Genomic DNA, 24,826 nt, shown 5'->3' with positions numbered 1-24,826 from the left:
TAAGCCCGCAAGTGAGTGTCTTGCGAGCCTACAAACTTTAGAATTATCAATGAATTATTTTAGAGTTTGACAGTCAATGATGCTCCCCAGCGCGCCGGTTTGCCTAACTGTCCGAAGTATTGTTTGCCTGATTCGAACACAAATGTGTTGTATTCGCGATCAAATATATTTTTGCCCCATACATTTAGCGAGAAAGCACCTTTCTCGAGTCCAAGTGTTGCATTGAATGTTCCGTAATATCCTTGCGACATCGAATTCGCTTCGTTCCAATAAACCTCGCCTACTCCCGAATAGTTCATATCCAACGATATGCGATCTACTACCGGACAACGTTTCACATCATAACTTACATTACCCCCAACGCTGAATGTTGATCGAGGAGCAAATGGAATACGATTATCCGAATAATCTACATTCACTTTTTTGCCATTTTCATCAAGTCCGTCAGTAATGTATTCGCGGAATTTAGCATCCACAAAACCATAGTTAGCATATAGATAGAAACCTTCGCATGGACGAGCTTTCATTCCTAATTCGAAACCTCTGCTTCGTGCCTTACCGCCATTAGCAACAATACGCCCTGAGCCAGACTCGACGAACTGAGTCAATTGCACATCCTTGATATCCATCCAGAAAAGCGCATAATTGATCAGCAAACGATTATCGAACAAACCTTGTTGTCCGCCCAATTCGTAGTTCCAGCTGTATTCAGGCTTATAGGTAATACGGTCGTTTACCGGAGTTTTATCCGATTTAGGCAGGTTATCTATAATTCTATCTATCATATGTGCAGGCATACCCATGCTTACTAAACCTGGTAGTTCTGTTGCTACCTGATCGATAGTACGCGCCATCACAGCTTCCTGCAACAGGTCAGCAAACATCTGTATGTTATGTCCTCCGGCTTTGTAACCACGCGATGCCGATGCATAGATATAAGACGCAGGATTAAATTCATATTTAAGAACTGCTTTCGGTAGGAATACGAAATAATCTTCCGAAGCATTACCCGAAATAAGAGTATCCAATACATAAGGCTTAGTTGGCATCATCGGCGGGCCAATGCGCATATCCATATGGGTAACAGCAGGCGAATTGTAAGTTAATTTTGATTTTTCGTAGTCAAGTCTCGCACCTAGTGTAGCAGATAGACCTTTTACAAAAATATCGTTGAAGGTAGACTGATGAAATATTGCCAAACCATGTGTAGGTTGCTTGTAATTGCCATCCAATTTTAATTCTTCATCAGTAAATTTGATATTCATCATCGCCTTATAGTCAGCTGGGATATTCTGATCCATCATTCCCTGCATATACTTCTGAATTCCGTCTTTCATCATATACACCGGTGGTGTTGTATGTTTGTAGTCGTAGAAGCCAAAAGCTCCGGCCGACCATTGATACCACGAGTTGTTAGTCGATTTGATAGTGAATTCCTGACTAACCGAATTTTGACGTTGACGCTGGTTGATTTCGAATATAGCAGCTGCCGTAAGGTCGTTATCCATATTCATATCATCATTCAGATACTGATATCCGGTAGTCGAGTTGATTTCGTATCCTTTACCCGAATAACGCAAAGAAAGTCCATTTGTAAATAGATGACGATTGTAAAATCCTTCCGAGTTCATATCTATTTTACCAGTCTCGAGGCTATGATATGGGAAAGCACCTTGTTTCACAACATCTAGATTTGCCGAATAAGCCAAATACAATCTTGGAGTGATATTCCAAGCAGCTTTAAATCGTGCACCACCATTTTTCAGGTCATCAACATCTTTGCCATTAAATTCATTTTTGAAATAACCATCATTCTGGTTGTAGTATGCACCGAACATAACACCTGCATTCTCATTCAGATTAATATATGTCGATCCTTGCGCTTCCATATATCCATCGCTACCACCTCCGATACGGATGCGGCTTCCTTGATATGTTATTGGCGAATAAGTATATACATTCATGATACCACCCATTGCATTTCGTCCATAAAGCGTTCCTTGCGTACCGCGAAGCACTTCGACACGTTGAATATCGAAAAGTTCGGTATCGAACGAAGTTGTATTGAAATACGGGATATTATCCACATACATACTCACTGTCTGATATCCCGATCTGGCACCTACGCCACGGATATATAGTGGTGCAGTCATTTTAGATCCATAATCGGCTGCAAAGTAATTAGGAATGATTCCACTCAGATCCTTAAACGAATGAACCTGCAATGCTTCTAAGTTTTTCTGCGAAAAGATTGAAACAGCAGCCGGAAGGGTTCTCAGACTATTCGTTTCCTTAGTAGATGATAGTACAACTACATCTTTTTTGAGCTCGGTATACAAAGTATCCGTTGGCTCCGATTTTTCCGGATCGATAGGACCGGCGTACAAAACTGATGATGATAGTAAAAGAGCGATAATCGCCAAAAAAAGTTTATTCATGCTTAACATGTATATATGTTTGTTATATAATCTTATGATTATTACAAAGAAACAGCATTCAAAACTTTTGATCAATCACTAGAAGTAGTGATTTCGACAACTATTTTTTACGGATAAAACCACCCCCTAGCATACGCCCGGAATGAATTGTCTGACGACGCGCAGAAAAGAATCTATCGGGATTGGAGTAAGTACAGATTCCGGCAATTTTTATATTTTTAGTATTTATGCCTGCTTCTACAAGCTGTATCGAATTAGCTTTCCACAGATCAATATGAGCTTTATCTGTTGACGGATTTCGATACGAAATCGTATTCATATCGTAGCCTTCCGACTCGAATATTTCAGCTACTTCATCTCCTACTTCGAACTTTTCGACAGATATTGACGGACCAATTGCAGCCACCATCAACGATGGATCACAACAGAATTCATGTTGCATTTTCTCTATTGTTTTTGCGGCTATATGGGCAACAGTTCCTTTCCATCCCGCATGAATGGCCGCAAATACCCTCTTAATAGGATCATAAATCAAAACCGGAACGCAATCGGCCGTAGTAACCCCAATGCAAACCTCCGGAACATTCGTTATCAGGGCATCTGTATCGCTTAGCTGCCGTAAACGTTCTTCTTTTGAAAGAGATAGAAAAGATTGATCGACAATAAAAACATTTGAGCTATGCGTCTGACGTGGTATAATCAAATTATCGATATCAATACTCATCATATTGCACAGTTCCTCTCTGTTTTGGTATACATGATCAGGATCATCATCCGACGTATTTCCCAGATTCAGAGAACTATACTCGCCAGTACTTACTCCTTTACTACGAGTCGTAAAAAAACTAAACAATTCTGTCTCGTCAGTTAGATTAATGTTTAAATATTCAATGCTATGTGATATTTTATACTTCATTTTAAAATTGTTAAAAATAATCAATAGAATCTAATAGATACAATTGATGAGAATATTTAATAACTTTGCCTTCTCAACTTATACAAATATTTAATAACAAACATTCCAAATCACTAAATTATGAAAAAAATTCTTGTTACTTTATTATTTGGTTTATTTATAACAACAGCCTCAGCACAAACAAAATACGATAATGACGATATATATCAAGGCATTGAGAGAGCTGAAAATTTTCTAGACCTAACACAAAATCAAGTTTCGAAAATAAAAAAACTGAATCGCGAATATGCCCAAAAATTCCGTGCAATAGGCAAAGATCGTAGCATCAGTGGATACGAAAAAGGGCAACGTAAACGTGCTTTAGCGGAGCAAAAACGAAAAGATATTGATAAAATATTAAACAAAACTCAGATAAATAAATGGAACTCGAAGTACGGAAGAGAAGACTTTAAAGATATTGTTTCTGACAAATATGATGATATGCTCGATCGTCTTGAAGATAAATATGACGATATGATCGAAAAAGTAGAAGATAACGATCGCTTGAGTAAATCTGAGAAAAAAGCAAGAATCAAAGAGCTAAAAGCTCAATATAAAGCTGAAAAAGAAAAGCTGAAAGAAAAAGAACGTAGAGCAAAAAACAATTATTAATAGATATAAATACTCAGACCCTAAGGATTTGAGCATTTATTAGAACACAAAAAATATTACAAAACCATCACTTTACTGATTCACGACTGTGGATCAGTAAGTTAATCTATAGTCATTCCAACATATAATTCTTAATTTACATTCTATTTTCTAATGAAAAAAGTATTACTTACAGCTTTTGCTGTTTGTATAACCTATGCATCAGTGCATGCTCAGGTTACAATAGGATCAGATCTTCCTCCAGCTCAAGGAGCTTTATTAGATCTAAAAAATAGTCCTTCATTTTCTACTAAAGGTCTTGGTCTACCACGAGTTGCACTAAAAGCCATAGAAGGCGATCTGGCTCAGACTATGGGCAAAGAAGCCAACACATTAGACCACGATCAGCACGTTGGATTGGTTGTTTACAACATTACGAAAAATGAAGAAAGTATTGAAAAGCGTTTTTGTCCGGGCGTACATGTGTGGAATGGTAAAAAATGGACTCCACTGGTTCCCTATCCTGATATCACGCATGTAGGTAGAAAGCTTATCAAAGTAGAAAATCGAGGTTTTACATATCTTGATCCGAATAATCCTGCAGACAGATGGCCGGCTGGTAAAAGCAATACTGACTATCCACTTGGATACATCGGTACTTTTACTGACAATCGTAAAAACGACACTCAACAAACCTATAACTACACACGATTTTATGTGGGTTATAAAACGATGGACGCGACTTATGAGATCAGCCATAATTACAGCTGTGATCCCAATACAGAAGTTCTGCATACCTATACAGAAACAGTAGTCGAAGAAACGTTCGACGATGGAGTATGGATGACACAAAATCTTAGAGCATTAAAAGATAATGATGGCCGTAGTCTTACTGACTTAAAAGGTACAAACCCAAATGACTACTCGGTATCCAAATACTACCACCCCAATGGGACTCAGAACAGTCAGTATGGAGTTTTATACAATTGGAGGACAGCTATAGGTGTTGGTACATCCACCGGACCAAGTGAGTATCCAGCTACAACAAATGCCGATGAAGGAGGTTCCACGCACAAAGATATAATGTACCGAGGTATATGTCCTGAAGGATGGTATCTACCTAGCGATCAAGAGTGGACAGACTTAGCCAATGGTCTGGCTGCGAAATCCAATTTATTCTCTAGTCTGGCTGCAGGATCGGCAACCGAGGTTGGATATAATATCGACCATCATCCAGAGGCAATTAATGGTGCCGGCTCCAATCTTGGTAGAGTATTCAAGACTACAACAGATATCGCTTCTTACAGTTCGGGAGGTACTTCGAAAACATATAACCAAGGAGGATTTGACTCATATCTGGTAGGTAGTGGAACCGATGTCAGTGGTAATCCAGGTGCCTACAACTATGGTAGAGCTGCATATTTCTGGAGTAGCTCATATAAAGCTCGTTCTAAAGAGACCAATGTTCCGTATGGTTATTTTAGATGGTTTCTTTATAGCAACACATATTATGGAAGTGCAAATTATTTCAGATCCTATCACTCTGCAACAAATTGTTTTTCTGTACGTTGCAAAAGAATTATAGAATAAATTTCAAAATATAATAAAGAAAATCCAGCTCAGTCGAGTTGGATTTTTTGTTTCTTTTTGGAGCATAATGTTCTTTTTCGTAATTTTAGTAACAACCATTTAAATGAATCATTTATGTCAAAATTGGTTACAGTAAAAATAGGAACATATCCCAACGAATTAGCTTTAGTAAAACCTTACCTTGAGGATAATGGAATAATGTGTTTTATTCAGGATGAAAATATAAATCAGATCTATCCCATTGGTGCTTTTGGCGGAGCCAAACTACAAGTAGCAGAAGAAGATGCCGATTTGGCTCGTCAACTTCTCATTCAAGGAGGGTATTCCACTGCTGAAGATTACGAATGAAGTAAAATGCCGAAACAAAAAGCAATTCTTCATTTCCCTGCAACTCTATCTAGCACTATTTAGAGGATAAAAAATTATGCATTAACTATTTTAAAAGATATAATTCGAATGCAACCGACAGCTGTTACATGAAAAATAATATCTTTGTATATATTAAACTTAACGAAAAAATCAGATTGCTATGAATCAAATCGATTGGTCAAATTTGTCGTTCGGTTATATGAAAACCGACTACAATGTTCGCTGTTACTACAAAGACGGTAAATGGAGTGAACCGCAAGAAACAACTTCGGAAGAAGTAAGTTTGCACATGGCTGCAACATGCTTGCACTACGGACAAGAAGCGTTCGAAGGCATGAAAGCTTTCCGTGGAGCAGATGGCAAAACACGTATTTTCCGACTCGAAGAAAACGCAAAACGTCTTCAAGACTCTTGTCGTGGAATTATGATGGCAGAACTTCCGCTCGATTTGTTCGAAAAAGCTATCGTCAAATGTGTTAAGCTAAACGATCGTTTCGTTCCTCCACACGGAACTGGCGCATCGCTGTACATCAGACCCCTGCTTATAGGTACAAGCCCTCAGGTAGGTGTTAGTCCTGCAGTAGAATATACATTTATTGTTTTCGTTACACCCGTAGGCCCTTACTTCAAAGAAGGATTCAAACCTACACCAGTAGCAATACTTCGCGGATACGACCGTGCAGCTCCTCTAGGAACGGGTACTATCAAAGTAGGAGGTAACTACGCTGCAAGTTTGGTTGCAGGCCAAAAAGCAAAAAAAATGGGATATTCGGCAGTACTTTATCTGGATGCTAAAGAAAAGAAATATCTTGACGAATGCGGCCCTGCCAATTTCTACGGAATCAAAGACAATACATATATTACACCGCTTTCAGGATCAATCCTTCCTTCGATAACAAACAAGAGCTTGATGCAATTGGCAGAAGATTTGGGTATGAAAGTAGAACGCCGCCCTATTCCTGAAGAAGAATTGGCAACGTTCGAAGAGGCAGGACAAGTTGGAACTGCTGCTGTTATCAGCCCTATACTTCGTGTTGACGACATCGACGAAAATAAATCGTATCAAATATCGAAAGATGGTAATGCAGGTCCTTGGAGTACTAAATTGTACAATAAGTTGCGTGCTATACAATGGGGCGATGAACCTGATACGCACAACTGGGTGACTATTATCGACTAATAAAACGAATGGAGCAAGAAACTAAACAGATGGTGCTTCGCACCGAAAACCTTGTTAAGAAATATAAAGCAAGAACGGTTGTAAACCATGTTTCCATAGAAGTGAAACAAGGCGAAATCGTAGGGCTTCTGGGACCAAACGGAGCAGGTAAAACAACAACGTTTTACATGACCGTAGGACTTGTGATGCCCAATGAAGGCAAGATTTTTCTTGATGATCAGGAAATAACCAAATTTCCGGTCTATAAACGTGCTCAGAGTGGAATCGGATACCTGGCTCAGGAAGCCTCTATCTTCCGTAAAATGACCGTTGAAGACAATATTCGCGCTGTATTGGAAATGACTAATACAACGAAAGAATATCAGCAGGAAAAATTGGAAAGCCTGATCGATGAATTTGGTTTACACAAAGTACGTAAAAACTTGGGGGACCGCCTATCGGGAGGTGAACGCCGACGTTCGGAAATCGCACGCTGTCTGGCAATCAACCCTAGATTTATCATGCTTGACGAACCCTTTGCCGGTGTCGACCCTATTGCTGTACAGGATATTCAGGAAATCGTAGCAAAACTGAAATACAAAAACATCGGTATTCTTATTACCGACCACAATGTAGACGAGACGCTGAGTATTACCGACCGTGCTTACCTGCTTTTCGAAGGAAAAGTATTGTTTCAAGGTTCTGCCGAAGAATTGGCACACAACGAGGTTGTTCGCGAGAAGTATCTGGGTAAAGATTTCGAGCTCAAACGACGAAATTTCGACTATCTAAATCTCGAAAATCAATAATACAGAAAAGGGGCAGTCAACAACACTGCCTCTTTCTTTTTATACGACAGAATTACACAAATCCAACACATCCATGAACACACAATTTATCACACTCGACAAAGAAAATATTGACAAAGAACATATCTGCTGCGCATTTTCGGACAAGAAATGCACTGAAGGATATAATATGAAGAAAGAATGGCTAAAGACTCAGTTTGATAAAGGATATGTATTTCGCCGATTGGACGAACGTGCCAAAGTTTTCATCGAATATGTGCCTGCCGAGAATGCATGGATGCCAATTGATGCTCCTAATTACTTAGCAATCGGATGTTTTTGGGTATCGGGACAATATAAGGGAAAAGGATATGCGAAAGCATTGCTGCAAACAGCAATAGACGATGCTAAATCGCAGGGGAAGTCGGGATTGGTAACTGTTGTGGGAACAAAGAAATTTCACTTTATGAGCGATACAAAATGGCTTATTCGTCAAGGATTCGAAATTGTGGACAACACAACATCGGAATTCAGTCTTGTAGCACTGAAATTTAATAAAGATGTCGCAAATCCTAAATTCAAAGAAAGTGTAATGAGCAGCGAGTGCGCTATAAAAGAAGGTATTACGGTTTATTATTCAAACCGATGTCCATTTACGGAATATCATGTACATATCTCGTTGAAATAAACTGCTGAGAAGCGTAATCTTCCTCATAATATTATCAAAGTCTGTTTAAATTTACAACAGTTTGTTTACATATTTCATGATAGAAAAAAGAATATTACCTTGACATAAAAAAGAGGCTGTCTCAATAAAATAAAAACTGAGATAGCCTCTTCTAGAATATTCTTATAAATCCAACTTATTTCAGTACCAGATTTTTTTTATATTAGATAAATTTATACGTAACTGATAAAATTATACGTAACTGATAAAATGATATTTTCCTCGCTTGTTGTTTTATGAATAATATAAGCTAAATACCAGGGTTGCATGACTGTAGCAATATTTCTATTTACAGAAATAGTAAGTATATATTTATTATCTGTTATCGAAATTGTTTTCTCAATCCCCGCTATCCCTGAAATGGAAACACCTTTGACTAACAATAAAGTATAGTGTTTAAAATCAACGGCCTTTGCATTGGGGAAATTGGAAAAAACCCTTTGAAATTCAGCCTTATCATTAATTAGTACAGCCTTATCTGTCTCAATATCTAATTCTAATAACGTACCAGTCATGCCTGGTAATTCGTATTCCTGATAAACAAAATCCTTAGATTCGCTATCACAACCACACAAACAAATCAACATAAGTATGGATGATAAAATAATTTTCATAATTTGCTCAATTTATATTAATAATTATAAGCGTCTTTTAGCTTCCAATACGGCATTATACGCATCAACCAATCCGTATCCCACCTCTCTGTTCCATGTACCATTAGGTCTACCGGACACCGTTGTATAAGAATAACCATCAACAATTTTATTCATAAATCAAATTAGATTAAAATAGATTAATAATAGTATTATTTATCAGGTGTACACTTTTCTATATTACAGAAATAATCACAATTTCATAATTGACTTTCAGAAATTCAAATCTATCTATTTATCAGCAATAAAAAAAACATAAAATACGGTAAAACAAATAATTACATGCATTTATTTACAATATGTTTTTTATTCATTAACATTAAATATACTGATATTCAATATCATTTTTTTACCTTACAAAGCAATAACAATTGTTAACAGTACAATAATTAATTAATGTTAATAATCAGTTTAAATTTCTTCGAAAAGCTATAAAACAAATTGGGGAATAGAAGCTACCTTTGCTTGGTTTGATAATGACAGAAAGTTATATAGAAACTATGGAACATCCTTTGAAGCTGCAAAACAGATGGTCAAAATATCTACGAAATTATTGTTGAACCAAATTTAAACAGGCACTTAAACTTGAAAACTTGGAACAAGCACAGCAACCCCCTACTCCAGCTACAATATTCAGCCTATTCTATAACGGAAAATTCATCACTACCGATATCAGTGCTTGTACGGATAGCAGATTCGATAAGGTTGTATTAAAGCAGTAGAAGCTATTAGATTCAGAATTTATACTTCACAAAATAAACTATCAGCAAAGCCCATCCTGCTATCATAAACAATCCTCCAAGAGGTGTTACCGGACCGAGAAAACGTAAGTTTATACCCCAATGCTGAGCAAACGACAAAAAGTAGATACTGAAAGAGAATAGAAATGTCCCGATCATCAGACATGCAACCTACCATTTTTCGATAGGTGTTGTAAACGAAAGAAATAATCCCAATACAAGCAACACTATGGCATGATAAACTTGATAACGTACACCTATTTCGAAGCTTGCCAGCTTGTCTGCACTCAATATTTTCTTAAAGGCATGCGAACCTAATGCACCCAATATGATTGCAAGCATACCATAGGTACTGGCAATAATCAATGTAAACTGTTTCATGATAAACTTATTTTTTCAGTGAATACTTTGGACCAAATAGATAATATCCGGCTTTTTTACGCATTTTGAGCTTGCGTATTAAACCGGGATTTTTTTTCTTAATCTTTCCTTGATAGTTCAAGATAAAATCATCTACAGCATCTAAAACACGAGCCGAATTTTGTCCATCGCGATGAGATTCATGATACAAAGTATATTCTTCAATCGCTTTCATCAAATAGGTAGGACGGGTTAATGCTTTTTCTATAGCTGGACAAACTTCTTCTTCATGCTGAACATCTATCAAATGAGGTCCCGGATTGGTATTTCGGAAAGTCACAACGGGCTTATCTAGCAATTCAGCTTCAATTATGATAGATGAACTATCGCACAACATAACATCTATACCTCGGAACGTATCAGCACCTTCGTTGACGGGCAGGTATTTTACGTTATCGAATTCTGTAGTCAGATTCTTATACTTGTTTATCATTTCTTCATCATCAAATTTTGGATGAAAGGTTACAATCCAATCCCAAGGTTTGGTTTGTATCATCTCACGAATCGTATCGTACAGCGCATAGACTGATGTTATGCCTTTAGTAAAAGTAGATGAATAGAGAATGACCGGTTTTTCTCGCGGTTTTTCGGGTGTTCCGTCAAAGAAAGGATCTACTTTTACCCAACCAGTTTCATATACTTTGAAACTTCCGTATTTTTTCTCTTCTTCCTTATAAGGTAAAGTTGTACTTGGCCCTTGCGAGCAGTAAATATCAAACCACCCACGAATAGTAAAATGGTCGTCTTTCTTATTAGCCCGTTTGTTGAGAGCATAACCATGCGAAACATGAACTTTTATACCAGGAAAAAAGTCATAAATATGATTTCCAGGAGCGAATACAGCAATCGGATTGTATTCTATTACATCTTTGATAGTATGCAATTGTAATTCATCCTCACGGAGCCAATTTTCACATTCAGGTTCGAGAAACCAAGCTACTTCTCCACCACTTTTTCGTATTTCGTCTTGTAAAGGGCGTAAAATTGAAAATGAATAATTCAACGATGCAAAAAAGAGATATCTCTTCATACTTAGTTTACCTATTTAACTATAACAAAGATAATATAAAAAGGTTGTCACAAGTATAGTGACAACCTTTCATAAAGGTAATATTTTCAACTAAAATATCAATTACATAAAACATATCCTTGGACAGATTTTTGTTCGCCATTATCAAAATAATAGCCTAGTTTAGTATATTCCTTTGCCTCTGTGTATGAAGTTGTAAGCCATGTATTACTATTAGATTTTTTATGTAGGCGATATAATGGTACTGTTCCTAAGTCTTTATTTTTTAAGATATAACCTTGAATAGATTTTTGTTCGCCGCCGTCAAAATAATAACCTTTCTTAGTATATTCTTTTGCCTCTGTATATGAAGTTGTAAACCATGTATTGCTATTAGATTTTTTATGTAATCGATATAATGGTACTGTTCCTGGGTATTGTTTTTTAAATACATAACCTTGAATAGATTTTTGCTCGCCGCCGTCAAAATAATAGCCTTTCTTAGTATATTCTTTTGCCTCTGTGTATGAAGTTGTAAACCATGTATTGCTATTAGATTTTTTATGTAATCGATATAATAGTGCAACTTCTAGTACTTCTATTTTCTTACTATCGATATAACGTTCTACAGCCGCTTTTAACATAGCTTTTTTTGATGGATCTGTCACTAGTTCATATATTGGATATGTACGATTCCAATTCAAATTAATTAAAACTGAATTAACATCTGTTACAGTCTCTGCCCATTTTCCAGGATTACTATTAACTGTAAAATTTGCATCTACTAAATTTGCTGTTGTAAAACTGTAGGATGAACCATGAGTAGAACCTCCCCAACATCTAATTTGAGAATCTGATAAAGAGTTTTTAAGAATTGTTTGTTTAAAAGTTTCTTTAGATAAATCCATACCAAGATTCAATCCAATTTTAGACAGACCAAACTTAGCCCCAGCTTCAACTATCTCTTTCTTTCTGGTAGAAGAAGACTCTTCAATAATAATAGTCCTAAAGTAATTTCTATAAAATCCACCAATTTCAATATCCATCATTAAATGGGTTCCATAGTTTCTCACTATTTGATCTGCTTTTGCTGCTGTTAAGTTTTCCAATTTGTCTAAAAATTGAGGCGTAAGATATTTTCTTATTATTTCTAATTCTGTATCAATAAGAAAACTTTTTTGTTTCTTTACAACATCAGCGTTAGCAAAAGCATATTTTGACGAATATGAATATTTATTTTCTTGTTCCCTTCCATATTTCACAGAAGCAGAAAATAAACCTTCCAACGATTTCTTTGTTGATGCATCATTTTTCTTCAAATCATCAAATAGACCCTCACTAGCAACAGAACCATTAAAATTTGTTTTGGTTATTATATTTTCAATATAAGTAGTAGCATCACTTCCAACAAATACTCTTTCATATATAGCTGTTGATGAAGAGGGCTGATAATATACCTTAGGATTAGACTTCTCTTTTTCTAATAGTTCTTCAACATCTACAATTTTAAATTTGACTGAGTTTTCACCTACATATGGTTCAGTAATATCATAACCATAACCTAAAACATCATACTTACCATCTCCAGCAGACTTTGTTGTAGGTAACTCTACATTTTCTGCAATATCCTCAATAATGCTATCTTGAGAACAAGAAAAAAATCCAATTAATAATAAAACGTAAAATAATTTTTTCATACTTCTTTCACTTTGGTTTTAAAAATATTTAAATTTAATAATTAAAATGCAAATATATATTAAAAAAATCGTATAATCAAATACATATAGTAAATAAACCTTTAATTAAAAGATATATATTTTACAATTTGACAGTAAGACTAATAAAAAAGGTTGCCTTAGCTCTCTAAGACAACCTCTATATTCAAATTATAATAAGTCGTATTATTTCAATTGATTTATCACTTCTTTGATGATAAATGCCATTTTAGGCTGTGCTATCTTGGCAGCTTCCTGTACTTCTTCATGCGATACTTCTACAATCTTGCCAATGATACCCAAATCGGTAATGATAGAGAAAGCCAATACTTTCATCTTAGCATGATTTGCAACGATCACTTCGGGAACAGTAGACATACCTACAGCATCGCCACCAATGATACGGAAATAATTGTATTCGGCTGGCGTTTCGAAAGTAGGTCCAGATGTTCCTACGTATACACCACGCTGAAGTTTGATATTGTTTTCGTTAGCTATTTCGATAGCCATTTTGCTCAATTCTTTGTTATAAGCTTCGCTCATATCCGGGAAACGAACTCCCATACGCTCGTCGTTCTTTCCTCGAAGCGGATGTTCAGGGAACAGATTGATATGATCTTCTATAAGCATAATATCGCCTATATCGAATGTATTGTTCATACCTCCTGCAGCATTCGATACGAATAGGTATTCAACTCCTAATGCTTTGAATACGCGTACGGGAAATGTTACTTGTTTCATATCGTATCCTTCGTAATAGTGGAAACGTCCTTGCATAGCAATAACTTTTTTGTTTCCTAATTGCCCGAAGATAAGTTTTCCGCTGTGCCCTTCTACTGTAGATACCGGAAAGTTAGGTATATCTTTATATGAGATCTCTTGATCGATGTCGATAGCATTGGCCAATTCGCCCAAACCAGTACCTAAAATAATTGCAATATTTGGTACTATTCCAACCTTATTCTTAATGAATTCAGCTGTTTCTTGAATTTTCTCTAACATGATTTAAAATTTTATCATTAAACAATTCCTTATTTTCTATAAAAGAAACTTCGATAGGCAAACTGTACATAGCTTTTGCCAAACCGGGATCAATATCTTTTCTTCCGATCAGACGCGCTGCATCCTTTTCGGTCACTACAATAATTTTATTATCGGTCGGTATCGCTTCGAAGCGGTATTTGATATCTTTTATATCCTTCGAACCAAATGAGTGGTGATCGGGATAGGTCATTTCTTCTATCTTATTCGTGTATTTTTTCAATTCACGTATTATCGTCATAGGCGAAGCTATTCCTGTAACCAGTAAGACAGTTTTACCTCTCAGATCTGATAGATTCAGTATTTTATTTTCATTCGGAAATACAGCTCGCAATTTATCGTATTTGAAATTCGTAAAAAACAAAGTCTGATAAGGAAACAAATCCAAGTCATGTGTCATTATACGAATCTGAATTGGCTGCATCTCATCTGGACATTTTGTAGCAATAATAATACTGGCACGATATGCATTACCAAATGGTTCGCGCAAACTACCTGCAGGAAGCAATTTATCAGTATTCATAGGGCGATTGTAGTCCGTCAGTAAAACAGTCAGCGATGGTTTCACATAACGATGTTGAAATGCATCGTCAAGGACAATTACCTGAGGCGGATTTTTCAACTTCAAAAGCTTTTTTATACCTCTGCGTCGATCGCCATCTACAGCCAAATGAATTTCGGGAAATTTCTGTTTTATCTGAAAAGGCTCATCTCCTATTTTGCGACTGGTCGAATTTTCATCAGCTAGAATATATCCATTTGAACTCCGTCCATAGCCACGGCTCAGAACTGCTACCCTATAACCATTATCGAGCAAAAGCTTTACTATATATTCCGTATGAGGTGTTTTACCAGTACCCCCTACTGTTATATTTCCTACACAGATAATCGGAACATCGTATTCTTTTTGTTCCAAAATCTTCCAATCGAATAACTTATTACGCAAATACACAACCGAGCCGTATACCCAAGAGACAGGTAACAGCCACTTTCTTATTTTAACGGTTGGTTTATTTAGCATCATCTAATTACTCTAAAAAATCAAAATACAAATAGGGATACTATACCCCAATTTAGTAGTTTGCAATAAAAATAGTAATTATTTTCTGTGCTATGCTCTATTTTAACGAAAAAGAGTTACCTATATCGTAATAGGCAACTCTTTATATTTCAAAACAAGCTATTTGTTATTTCAAATAATCATCCGTTTTTTGTTTTTCTACTTCTTTCAGAACTTTATTAATATCGATATTCAGTTCTTTGGCTATACCTTCACCACATTTTGGATCGGCTTGATAGAAACGTGCAATACCTCTTACTTGAATTTCTTCAGGAACACCTGCCATTGCGCGAGCAACGTTTCCATGTAAGCGATCTTTTTCGTCTTGCGGAATCAATCGATACAAATCTCCTGCTTGAGTGTAATAATCTTTATCATCGCGATGATTGTAGTGATAAGCATCTCCTTCCAGTTTCAATGCCGGTTCTTTATATTCAGCATGATCAACCGGACCTCCAAAGCTGTTTGGCTGATAGTTTACCGATCCGCCACCATTGTCATCAAAACGCATTCCACCATCACGATGGTAGTTATGCATAGGGCATTTAGGAGCATTTACAGGAAGACTTCCTGAGTTCACACCCAAACGATAACGTGCAGCATCTGCATAAGCAAACAGACGTCCTTGAAGCATTTTATCTGGCGAGAATCCGATTCCCGGAACAATATTTCCCGGATTGAAAGCTGATTGCTCAACTGTTGCAAAATAGTTTTCAGGATTTTTATTCAATTCCATGATACCTACTTCGATTAGAGGATATGTTTTTTGGCTCCATACTTTCGTCAAATCGAATGCATTGAATCCGCAAGTTTTAGCTTCGGCTTCAGGCATAATTTGCACACAAAGTTTCCATTTAGGGAAATCGCCTTTTTCGATATGCTCGAATAGGTCACGTTGTGAGTATTCACGATCGTTAGCTACAATTTCGGCTGCTTCCTGATCTGTAAAGTTAGCAATACCCTGCATTGTTTTGAAATGAAATTTCACCCAGAAACGTTCATTCTTATCGTTTATAAAACTGTAAGTATGACTACCAAAACCATGCATTTGACGATAGTTTTGAGGAATACCTCTATCGCTCATCAAAATCATTACTTGGTGAATAGTTTCAGGCGAATAACTCCAGAAATCCCACGCAGCTGTTGCACTGCGAAGATTTGTTTTTGGATCACGTTTTTGTGTATGAATGAAATCAGGGAATTTAACAGCATCGCGGATAAAAAATACTGGAGTATTGTTACCTACCAGATCCCAGTTACCTTCGTCTGTATAGAATTTCATAGCAAATCCGCGAACATCGCGCTCAGTATCAGCAGCACCTTTTTCGCCGGCTACAGTAGAAAAACGAATAAATAATTCAGTCTGTTTTCCTACTTTCGAGAATACAGATGCTTTTGTGTATTTAGTAATATCGTTTGTGATAGTCAACGTACCGAATGCACCCGATCCTTTAGCATGAACAACTCTTTCAGGGATACGCTCACGATTGAAATGAGCTAATTTCTCGGTCAACCACACATCTTGCATTAATGTTGGACCATGAGGACCTGCTGTCATCGAATTCTGATTATCAGCTATCGGTCTACCCGACTCAGATGTCAATTTCTTTTTGTTTTCTTCCATAATGTATATATTTTATTAATAATGATTGTATACTCTATTATTGCTGATGCAATTAATTTTGAATAAAGATATGATTTAAAAGGGTAACTTATATACAAAATTAATATTATTGTTATATAATAGATTTAGGCTATTTCTTATATTTCATATTATTGCTCTTTAAATATAAAAAATAGGTATCAGATAAGCTAATAATTTAGAATAATTTTACATTAAAAAAAGGGCAAACTTAATGTCTGCCCTTTTCGATAAATTATTATGTAATTAGCTTAATCTATAGCTATTGTATATGGAATACGTGCTTGAATAACATTAAACTTTTGATCTTTTATCTCTTTGATTTGAGAGAAAGTAGCATAATCATCGCCTAAGTATTCTTTCATAATACGTGTTGAAACACTTTCTTTTTTATCCATCAATAAGCTTTCGAAGAAATCAACTTTAGCTGGATAATTAGCTAATTTGTAATCTTTCAATTCAGCCAATTTAGCTGCTTCAGCAATAGCTGTATCAATACCACCTATAGCATCGACCAAACCAATTTCAAGAGCTTGATTACCCGTCCAAACACGGCCTTCTGCAATTTGAGCAATTGAATCTTTAGCTACTTGACGACCATCGGCACAACGTGTAAGGAATAAATCATAACCTTGATTGATATAAGCTTGTAATAATGCCTTTTCCTTATCATTCATTGCACGCATACCATTACCGAAATCGGCAAATTCATTTGTTTTTACAACATCAAAAGTTAAACCAACTTTGTCAGTTAATAAACCTTTGAAGTTAGGGAACATACCAAATATACCAATAGAACCAGTCAGAGTATTAGGCTGTGCAATAATTTTTGAAGCATTACATGAAATATAATAACCTCCCGATGCTGCATAGTCGCCCATAGAAACTACTACTGGTTTTTCAGCTTTCAAGTCGCTTACAGCCTTCCATATTCTTTCTGATGCACTTGCACTTCCTCCACCCGAATTGACACGGAAAACAACTGCTTTTACTTTTTCGTCTTTTCTTAGTTTCTCTAATTCTTTGACAAAACGTCCGTCAGTAATACCATCTTTACCCGATCCATCAGTAATAGAACCTTCTGCATAAAGTACTGCAATCACATCCTCTGCCTTGCTAGGTTTTACATAATCTACAGTAGTCATATCTTTCAATGAAGCCATACGAACGTCTTTTTCTTTTTCAACTTTCAATAGACTCATTAAATATTTATTGATATCAGTTTCGTACATTAATGTATCAGCAAGATTCTTTTCGATATTGAATTCTGCTGTTTGGAATAGAGGCATTTGATCAGCAAGATTATTTAATTCTTCCACCGAAATATTACGAGATTCAGAAATATCTTTCAAAATAGTATTCCATACATCACCTGTATAAGCTGTTAGCTGCTCACGATTAGCATCACTCATTTTATCTAGAATATAAGGCTCAACCGCAGATTTGAAAGTACCTACTTTGAATACTTGCATTTCAATACCTAATTTATCAAAAGTACCTTTGTAGAAAGTAGGTTGTACAGAAAGACCATGCAAATCAAGCATTCCTTTGTTATTTAGAATAACTTTATCGGCAACCGATGACAGATAATATGCTCCTTGCATATAAATATCACCATATGAAATAATAAATTTTCCGCTTTCTTTGAAATCCTTCAATGCATCACGTATTTCTTTGAGGGAAGCAGTAGAAGCTGAAAATGAACCTACTTTAATATAAATACCTTTAATTTTATCATTTTCCTTTGCTTTTTTGATAGAAGCTAATACATCATCAAGTCCGATTTGATTTGTACTTTCTCCCAAAATTAATTCCATTAACGGATTTTCTTCAATTACTCTATCTTGTAAAACACCGTTTAATTCGAGTTTGAAAACCGTATTATCTTTCAAACTAAATTTAGGTTCTGATCCCATAGACATTGCTACCAGAGAAACGATAGTAATAAAGAAAAATATACCTAAAACGATACCACATCCAATAATGGATGCAAAGACTGACTTCAGAAATTTTTTCATGCTTTAAATATTTAAATTATTGTTTTATCTTTTAAATCTAATTTTTTCGAAACTCGTACAATCCTAATAAAAAGAAAGATACAAACGTTGTTAATAAAGTGTTGAAAAACTGTTGATAATAATTCAATACTTTTTGGTAAATAAATTTTGAAATACGCTTACAATTTATAACCAAATCTCATTTTAAATAAATACAATTAATAAGACGCAATTTATACCTGATTTATCACAGGCTTATTCACAATAATTGAAAGATACTTCATTAAGAATTTTTCAACATTGATAGTTATTAACATCAAATTAATAAAGTTTGTATTTCCAGTCAAAATCAGAAATATAGCTATTTTAAAACTGTTAATATCTATGTTATTGAGTGACAATAGAAATTTAATAACGTAAAAAGCAAATAAACATAAAAAATTTAATCAACACAATTAACAGCCTATTATAACTACAATAAGTTTTTTTAAAATTGAATAAATAAATAATAATAGCATATGAAAACTTGATTTCGGTTTTTGTTGTGAAATACGTAATTTTGTATTGTCGAATTAGAACAGAAACTACTCATCGAACTTGGAAATTATATAGCCATTAAATATAAAATCTGATACAATGAAAATAGCTTTTTTATCTCATATTCGAAAGATAATTTATGACCGATACAGATGGAAAAAGCTTAAGCGCGAAATATATTTTAGCGATGGATCGTTAAGGGATATTTATGTACTGAATATTTCTGAATCGGATTGGCGAAAATGGATAAGACATGTAAACGAAAATTATAAGTTAGAATGGTTTAATGGACTTGCTCAGAAAAGTGAAAATTTGATTAATGAACAGATTGCAATAGATTATTTGAATCGGAAACATGATTTATGTTCATCAGTTTCAATATATCTAGGTAAAATACAGCTTAATTGTCATTTCTTTAATCCTACTGAAATTGTTTTATTGAAAGAAAATAAGACTAGTTATAACATTCTATAATAATTTCTTTCTGAAATGCCATTATTTCATATTCTTGTCGACTAATAGATAAAACAATAGTAATAAGCATGAATACTGTCGATCAAGAAAAAGAATTTATAGAATTAATCTGCCAAAATGAAAGGTTGATTTATAAAGTATGTTCTTTCTATGCTTCTGATGATTTGCCTTTGGCTGATCTTTATCAAGAATCGGTTATAAATCTTTGGACAGGTTATCCTAAATTTCGTGGGGAAAGTAGTGTTTCAACTTGGATTTATAGAGTAGTACTCAATACTTGCATATCAGGTCTTCGTAAAGAAAAACGTACGCCAAAAGGAATATCTGTAGCCGGATTGAATGAAGTTTTGCCCGATCTTAAGGATATGACCGAAGAAATTAATGAAATGTATCGATTGATTAATCGGTTGAAGACAGTGGAAAAGGCTATTGTTTTGCTTTGGCTCGAAGAAAAAACGTATCAGGAGATAGCTGATATAATGGGATTGACTGTATGTAATGTGGCCACAAAACTGAAGCGATCTAAAATCAAACTTAAAGAAATGTCGAATCGTTAAAACGTTGAATTATGGAAATGGATGAATTGAAAAATATGTGGTCTATGATGGACGAAAAGCTTAACAAGCAGGAAATACTGAATAATAATATTATCAGAGAAACTTTGAAATCGAAATCTACTAAATATTTGAGTTTATTGATAAACTATAATTATTTCGCACTAATATTATGTTTAGTAGGTATTATTTTGATTATTAGTAGATTGACTACAATGTATTTTGGCATTTACAAAACTATAATATTTATTTTAGCTATTATTTTTTTAGTGATGGGGTTTGTATTAACTACCAGGAATGTTTTGATACTCCAAAAAATAGATTTTACTAAAAAAATAAGTGAAAATATACGATTGACTCGCTCTTTAAAATTAGCGTTCAAACAGTCTTCTATTTATGGATATATAGGAGCTATTATTTTAATTTTATCTGTAGTTATTGCTCTTATTATAGATGATAATATGGAAGTATGGAGATGGGCTTTAATAATTGGCGTTGTGATTATGGGATTAGTATTGTGTGTATGGGAATATAAAAGAATATATAAAGCTAGTATTAATTCAATATTAGAGAGTTTTGAAAAACTAAAAGAACTTGAAGAAAAATAAAGCAACATGTTGTTATTTATTATATTAAAATAAACAAAAAAAATAGGGGCTTGTGAAAGTCCCTATTTTTATATATCTAAAAGAATATTTTAGTTCAATTTATCGGCCAGATCTGCAGGTAGGTAGAATGTATCGTTTTTGTCAACATAAACAGTTACCGAACCTAAATCGAATTGAGTTTTATTCAAATAAGCAATAGACTTATAAGCTGGAATTTCGAGTGTTTTCTTGCCTTTTTTGACAACTAATACTGGAAATTCAGGATCTTTTTTATCGATGTTAATAATAATTCCTTGGCCTTTGAAAACATCGGTATGTTTTGCGAATATTTTCTCTGTCATTTCATTTATAGGAGTCTGTAATCCACTTACGCTATACAGATATTTGAAAATATCGATATTCGTGTTCATACCCATCGGAACGTCTCCTTTTGGATGATAAGCAGCCAAAAATACTTCTTCGCCGGTGTGACCACCCGAGGTGAATCCCCAATATGTACGCGAGTTCATTATTTTGATAATTTCAGAACGTAAATTTAAGCTTTTACTTACTTCCATATAATTATCTACTTCATGACCTTTACCTCTTTTCAGATTATTTACTTCTTCATCGGTAAGTTCTATACCTGTATATTCTTTGAATACGGGTTTGATATTTTCGATACTAGTTTCATTTAATATAGTCTCCATTCCCGATGCTGTTCTTTTAAATTTTGAGAAATCTTTCAAGAATTGATCTATAGTCATTTTATCGTAGCCTACAGGCAATGATCTGCGACCCATTGTAAATCCGCTATTGCCATGATCGGGAAGAACAATAACAGTAGTTTCTCCATTCTTTTTAGCGTAGTCAATAGCTACTTGAACGGCTTTGTCGAAAGCCAGATATTCAGTTACCATACCAAAAGCATCATTAGCATGAGCTGCCCAGTCTATTTGACTGCCTTCTACCATCAGGAAGAAACCATTTTCGTTTGTTGACAGTTTTTCGATTGCTTTCTGAGTCATTTGGGCTATTGAAGGAATTTCGTTTGCATTGCGATCAATATCGTATGGCATACTTGTCTTTCCGAACAATGCCCATAGTTTGTTTCCGTTGTGAGACATGAATGCTTTGTAATCGTCAGTTATATAATCGACACCGGTATTTTTAAGATGATTTATCATATCATCAGTCATGATTGAAGTACCACCTCCGAAAACTACATCCATATTTTGATATACCATCTGCGAACCAATCTGATTGTATTTACTTCTTTTGTAGTGATGTGACGAACAATCGGCAGGTGTAGCATGTGGAAATTCGGCTGTAACTACCAATCCAGTTGCTTTTTTCTTTTCAATTTTTGAAGCTTCAAGTATTGTTGTCAATGGTTGATATGCTTTTGCCGGATCAACATACAGAAGATCGTTTTCGGGATCAGCAGGAGGATATATTGATACATTGCCAGTTTGCTGTGGCATACCTGTCATATAAGCTGATGTGGTAGGGGCTGAATCGCCGATAGGAGCGTTTGACGAGTGCGTTTTTACAGTTCCGCAAAGATAAGGATCGATAGCTAGATTTTCCCCTCCCAATTTATTATATATCTGATACCAGCGAGCAGTAGATACCACTCCAATAGAACATCCGTCTGGAATCATTAAAATTACATTTTTAGTTGGGCGTACCTCTTTTTTGTAAGATTGGGCAAAGCTGATGCTTGTTGCCAAAATACAAATAAAGAACATTGAAATTTTTCTTTTCATGATTGTATATGATTTAATTTAAAATGATTAGTCTATGAAATGAATTAGTACAAATACATTTGTTTCATTTTATCTACGTCTACTTCGAGCACATTTTTCAGATAATTATCTATGCTAATATGGTCTTTTTTAATTTGTTCCAATCCTGCTTTTATATAGTTAGGTCTAACTTCGAATAAAGCTGCCATGTTAGGATATTGTTTTTTCATCGGAGCATATTTATCAGCTAAATAATAATTCGATGCTAAATAATCGTCAATTATAGTTTTTTCGTCAACACCTAAAGCATATAATATCAAAGCAGCAGCCATGCCTGTACGATCTTTTCCTGCCGAACAGTGAAACATCAATGGAATATCGCTATCGGACTGTATAAGTGCAAAAAACTCTTTATATTTATTTATTATTGTGCTATCAGTAACTAGGCTTACATTTAGATTCATCATAAATTGCTCCATTTCTTTTTCAGAAAGCGAAAACAATTGTTCGTATGTTGATATATTTCCAGGTTCGATGCTCAAACTTATATTTTTCTTGAGCGATTCTGGATTCTTATCCGGAGCTTTTTCTATTTCTTGTCCCGATCTGAAATCTACGATCGTATTCATAGGAATTGAAGCAAGATAATTCAAATCATTTTCGGTCAAGTGATTCAAATCGTCAGATCTGAATAGTTTACCCCATTTGGTATATTTTCCTTCTTTTGTTTTGAATCCTCCCAGATCTCGGAAGTTATATCCTCCTTCCATTGGTAGATGTCTTTCGCTCAGAAGAATAGTTCCTTCATCGTTCTTGAATATAAAGTATTGGCGATTTGTATTATTATTAGATTCTATATTAAAAATACCTGCTTTCTCCCCTATCAGTAAAGGTTTTGAAAAATCTATACTATCGGGTTTATCTCCAGCGAATAATTTCCAATTAGAATCTTCTTTTACTGTAAGTTTTACGGCTTTGGTTTGTTTATCTCTTTCTATGAAAACCATATTTCTCATATCTTTTCCAGAATAGTACTCCATTTTATTATTTGTTTGATTACATGATGACAATAGTAATAGAATAACAGAATGAATAATTAATATGTGTATTCTTGATTTCATTTTCTTTCTAGATTTTGTCTATCAGCAAAAGTAATTAAATTTTATCTATTGATTATTTTACACTATAGTCTTTTGTTTTTGTTATATTTTGAATTGTTTTAAAAAATAAGTTTTATGTTTCGAATACTATCGTTCTTTGGCTTTGTTTCCAGCTGTTAAGTTCTTGTTACCAGTCAATATGCTAATAGATAGCCTATTCGTTTTAAAGGTTAATTTTATATTAAAACATTTATGTTTCTGTTTATTTTAAAGAAATATAAACGTAAATACTGCAATTTAATAATATATAATTACCGATATTCGAGCTATTTATAGTACTTTTGCAAACCTATTACAATAATTTAAAATTCTGATGAAAACAGTCAAAATAAAAGATAAAGAATTTACTAGCTTTATTCCCGAAGCTGAAATTCTGAAAGCAGTAGACATCGTAGCCGAACGAATGAATAAAGATCTGGAAGGTAAAGATCCATTATTTGTTTGTGTACTGAACGGATCATTCATGTTCGCATCCGATCTGATGAAACGTCTTACTATTCCATGCGAAATTTCTTTTGTTCGCACATCGTCATATAGTGGTACTGCTACAACTGGTGAAGTGAAAATGCTTTATGGTTTGCATGAAAGCATCGAAGGTCGTACAGTTGTAATTGTTGAAGATATAATTGATACAGGTAATACTATGGTTCAACTGCTAAAACAATTCAAAGCATTGAATCCAAAAGAATTATTGGTTTCTACCCTACTCTTCAAACCTGAAGCTTTGCAACATGATATCAAAGTTGATTATGTAGCACTGAATATCCCATCTGATTTTATTGTTGGATATGGACTTGACTATGATGGTTACGGACGTAATCTGGCAGATATTTATAAATTGAAAGAATAATATATAATAACCACATAAATAA

The 24,826-nt window shown here is 34.8% G+C and carries 21 protein-coding genes and 3 pseudogenes; 11 read left to right on the top strand and 13 right to left on the bottom strand.

All coding sequences use genetic code 11. The annotated features are described in order from the left end of the window. Nucleotides 1–59: 59 nt before the first annotated feature. Entirely contained in the window at nucleotides 60–2,438 is a 2,379-nt protein-coding gene (locus C1A06_RS02880) for a TonB-dependent receptor (protein ID WP_101688868.1), read from the bottom strand. Nucleotides 2,439–2,538: 100 nt separating this feature from the next. Beyond that, on the bottom strand, nucleotides 2,539–3,354 hold the full coding sequence (pgeF, locus tag C1A06_RS02875) for a peptidoglycan editing factor PgeF (RefSeq protein ID WP_101688723.1): 816 nt from the start codon (nucleotides 3,352–3,354) through the stop codon (nucleotides 2,539–2,541). A gap of 120 nt (nucleotides 3,355–3,474) precedes the next feature. Here pgeF and C1A06_RS02870 point away from each other — a divergent pair, with 120 nt between their 5' ends. The 6 genes and pseudogenes from C1A06_RS02870 to C1A06_RS02845 form a co-directional block, all read left to right on the top strand. Next, nucleotides 3,475–4,005 carry an SXP/RAL-2 family ANIS5 domain-containing protein gene (locus C1A06_RS02870; RefSeq protein ID WP_101688722.1) on the top strand — a complete coding sequence of 177 codons (531 nt, stop codon included), beginning with the start codon at nucleotides 3,475–3,477 and terminating at the stop codon, nucleotides 4,003–4,005. A 153-nt stretch (nucleotides 4,006–4,158) separates the two neighbouring features. After that, nucleotides 4,159–5,574: an FISUMP domain-containing protein gene (locus tag C1A06_RS02865; RefSeq protein ID WP_101688721.1), complete on the top strand. Its 1,416-nt coding sequence runs from the start codon at nucleotides 4,159–4,161 to the stop codon at nucleotides 5,572–5,574. A gap of 114 nt (nucleotides 5,575–5,688) precedes the next feature. Further along, nucleotides 5,689–5,922, top strand: a complete 234-nt coding sequence (locus C1A06_RS02860) for a putative signal transducing protein (protein WP_101688720.1) — start codon at nucleotides 5,689–5,691, stop codon at nucleotides 5,920–5,922. Between the two features lie 181 nt (nucleotides 5,923–6,103). After that, the gene (locus C1A06_RS02855) at nucleotides 6,104–7,123 is read left to right on the top strand and encodes a branched-chain amino acid aminotransferase (RefSeq protein WP_101688719.1); all 1,020 of its coding nucleotides are present in this window, start codon (nucleotides 6,104–6,106) and stop codon (nucleotides 7,121–7,123) included. Nucleotides 7,124–7,131: 8 nt separating this feature from the next. Then, complete coding sequence (gene lptB, locus C1A06_RS02850; RefSeq protein ID WP_101688718.1) at nucleotides 7,132–7,911, top strand: LPS export ABC transporter ATP-binding protein; 780 nt, start codon at nucleotides 7,132–7,134, stop codon at nucleotides 7,909–7,911. A 73-nt stretch (nucleotides 7,912–7,984) separates the two neighbouring features. Further along, nucleotides 7,985–8,575 (top strand): annotated as a pseudogene (locus tag C1A06_RS02845) (GNAT family N-acetyltransferase); the annotation flags it as partial. Nucleotides 8,576–8,790: 215 nt separating this feature from the next. On the opposite strand, the gene C1A06_RS02840 reads toward C1A06_RS02845, so the two are convergent. Next, on the bottom strand, nucleotides 8,791–9,231 hold the full coding sequence (locus tag C1A06_RS02840) for a hypothetical protein (protein WP_101688716.1): 441 nt from the start codon (nucleotides 9,229–9,231) through the stop codon (nucleotides 8,791–8,793). A gap of 24 nt (nucleotides 9,232–9,255) precedes the next feature. Next, nucleotides 9,256–9,387 (bottom strand): hypothetical protein, encoded by a 132-nt coding sequence (locus tag C1A06_RS15285; protein ID WP_281253915.1) that lies wholly within the window; start codon nucleotides 9,385–9,387, stop codon nucleotides 9,256–9,258. Nucleotides 9,388–9,848: 461 nt separating this feature from the next. Between C1A06_RS15285 and C1A06_RS02835 the strand changes: the two are divergent. Next, nucleotides 9,849–9,992 (top strand): annotated as a pseudogene (locus C1A06_RS02835) (YoaP domain-containing protein); the annotation flags it as partial. A gap of 12 nt (nucleotides 9,993–10,004) precedes the next feature. Here C1A06_RS02835 and C1A06_RS02830 read toward each other — a convergent pair. The 7 genes and pseudogenes from C1A06_RS02830 to sppA form a co-directional block, all read right to left on the bottom strand. Continuing rightward, nucleotides 10,005–10,352 (bottom strand): annotated as a pseudogene (locus C1A06_RS02830) (DUF423 domain-containing protein). A gap of 46 nt (nucleotides 10,353–10,398) precedes the next feature. Beyond that, on the bottom strand, nucleotides 10,399–11,460 hold the full coding sequence (locus tag C1A06_RS02825) for a CDP-glycerol glycerophosphotransferase family protein (RefSeq protein WP_101688714.1): 1,062 nt from the start codon (nucleotides 11,458–11,460) through the stop codon (nucleotides 10,399–10,401). Nucleotides 11,461–11,558: 98 nt separating this feature from the next. After that, complete coding sequence (locus tag C1A06_RS02820; RefSeq protein ID WP_101688713.1) at nucleotides 11,559–13,136, bottom strand: MAC/perforin domain-containing protein; 1,578 nt, start codon at nucleotides 13,134–13,136, stop codon at nucleotides 11,559–11,561. A gap of 204 nt (nucleotides 13,137–13,340) precedes the next feature. Further along, the gene (locus C1A06_RS02815; RefSeq protein ID WP_101688712.1) at nucleotides 13,341–14,156 is read right to left on the bottom strand and encodes a purine-nucleoside phosphorylase; all 816 of its coding nucleotides are present in this window, start codon (nucleotides 14,154–14,156) and stop codon (nucleotides 13,341–13,343) included. Further along, nucleotides 14,128–15,216, bottom strand: coding sequence for a tetraacyldisaccharide 4'-kinase (gene lpxK / locus C1A06_RS02810; RefSeq protein WP_101688867.1), 1,089 nt, complete (start codon nucleotides 15,214–15,216; stop codon nucleotides 14,128–14,130). Before lpxK ends, C1A06_RS02815 begins: the two co-directional genes overlap by 29 nt. Before the next feature lie 166 nt (nucleotides 15,217–15,382). Further along, complete coding sequence (locus C1A06_RS02805; protein ID WP_101688711.1) at nucleotides 15,383–16,879, bottom strand: catalase; 1,497 nt, start codon at nucleotides 16,877–16,879, stop codon at nucleotides 15,383–15,385. Between the two features lie 269 nt (nucleotides 16,880–17,148). After that, nucleotides 17,149–18,915 (bottom strand): signal peptide peptidase SppA, encoded by a 1,767-nt coding sequence (sppA, locus tag C1A06_RS02800; RefSeq protein WP_101688710.1) that lies wholly within the window; start codon nucleotides 18,913–18,915, stop codon nucleotides 17,149–17,151. A gap of 615 nt (nucleotides 18,916–19,530) precedes the next feature. Here sppA and C1A06_RS02795 point away from each other — a divergent pair. The 3 genes from C1A06_RS02795 (at nucleotide 19,531) to C1A06_RS02785 (ending at nucleotide 21,067) form a co-directional block, all read left to right on the top strand. Next, entirely contained in the window at nucleotides 19,531–19,905 is a 375-nt protein-coding gene (locus C1A06_RS02795) for a hypothetical protein (RefSeq protein WP_101688709.1), read from the top strand. Between the two features lie 68 nt (nucleotides 19,906–19,973). Then, on the top strand, nucleotides 19,974–20,462 hold the full coding sequence (locus C1A06_RS02790; protein ID WP_101688708.1) for a sigma-70 family RNA polymerase sigma factor: 489 nt from the start codon (nucleotides 19,974–19,976) through the stop codon (nucleotides 20,460–20,462). A gap of 11 nt (nucleotides 20,463–20,473) precedes the next feature. Further along, nucleotides 20,474–21,067 (top strand): hypothetical protein, encoded by a 594-nt coding sequence (locus tag C1A06_RS02785; protein ID WP_101688707.1) that lies wholly within the window; start codon nucleotides 20,474–20,476, stop codon nucleotides 21,065–21,067. Nucleotides 21,068–21,156: 89 nt separating this feature from the next. On the opposite strand, the gene C1A06_RS02780 is transcribed toward C1A06_RS02785, so the two are convergent. Both C1A06_RS02780 and C1A06_RS02775 read right to left on the bottom strand, forming a co-directional pair. After that, on the bottom strand, nucleotides 21,157–22,815 hold the full coding sequence (locus tag C1A06_RS02780) for an alkaline phosphatase (protein ID WP_101688706.1): 1,659 nt from the start codon (nucleotides 22,813–22,815) through the stop codon (nucleotides 21,157–21,159). 44 nt (nucleotides 22,816–22,859) lie between these two features. Beyond that, nucleotides 22,860–23,834 carry a tyrosine-protein phosphatase gene (locus C1A06_RS02775; protein WP_245871988.1) on the bottom strand — a complete coding sequence of 325 codons (975 nt, stop codon included), beginning with the start codon at nucleotides 23,832–23,834 and terminating at the stop codon, nucleotides 22,860–22,862. A 433-nt stretch (nucleotides 23,835–24,267) separates the two neighbouring features. On the opposite strand from C1A06_RS02775, the gene hpt reads away from it, so the two are divergent. Next, complete coding sequence (hpt, locus tag C1A06_RS02770) at nucleotides 24,268–24,804, top strand: hypoxanthine phosphoribosyltransferase (protein WP_101688704.1); 537 nt, start codon at nucleotides 24,268–24,270, stop codon at nucleotides 24,802–24,804. The last annotated feature ends 22 nt before the right edge of the window (nucleotides 24,805–24,826 follow it).

Origin of the sequence: Dysgonomonas massiliensis, from assembly GCF_900240225.1 — a bacterium.
GTDB lineage: Bacteria > Bacteroidota > Bacteroidia > Bacteroidales > Dysgonomonadaceae > Dysgonomonas > Dysgonomonas massiliensis.
The sequence above is the reverse complement of the archived record's forward strand: the minus strand, read 5'-3'. Positions and strand labels throughout refer to the sequence as shown.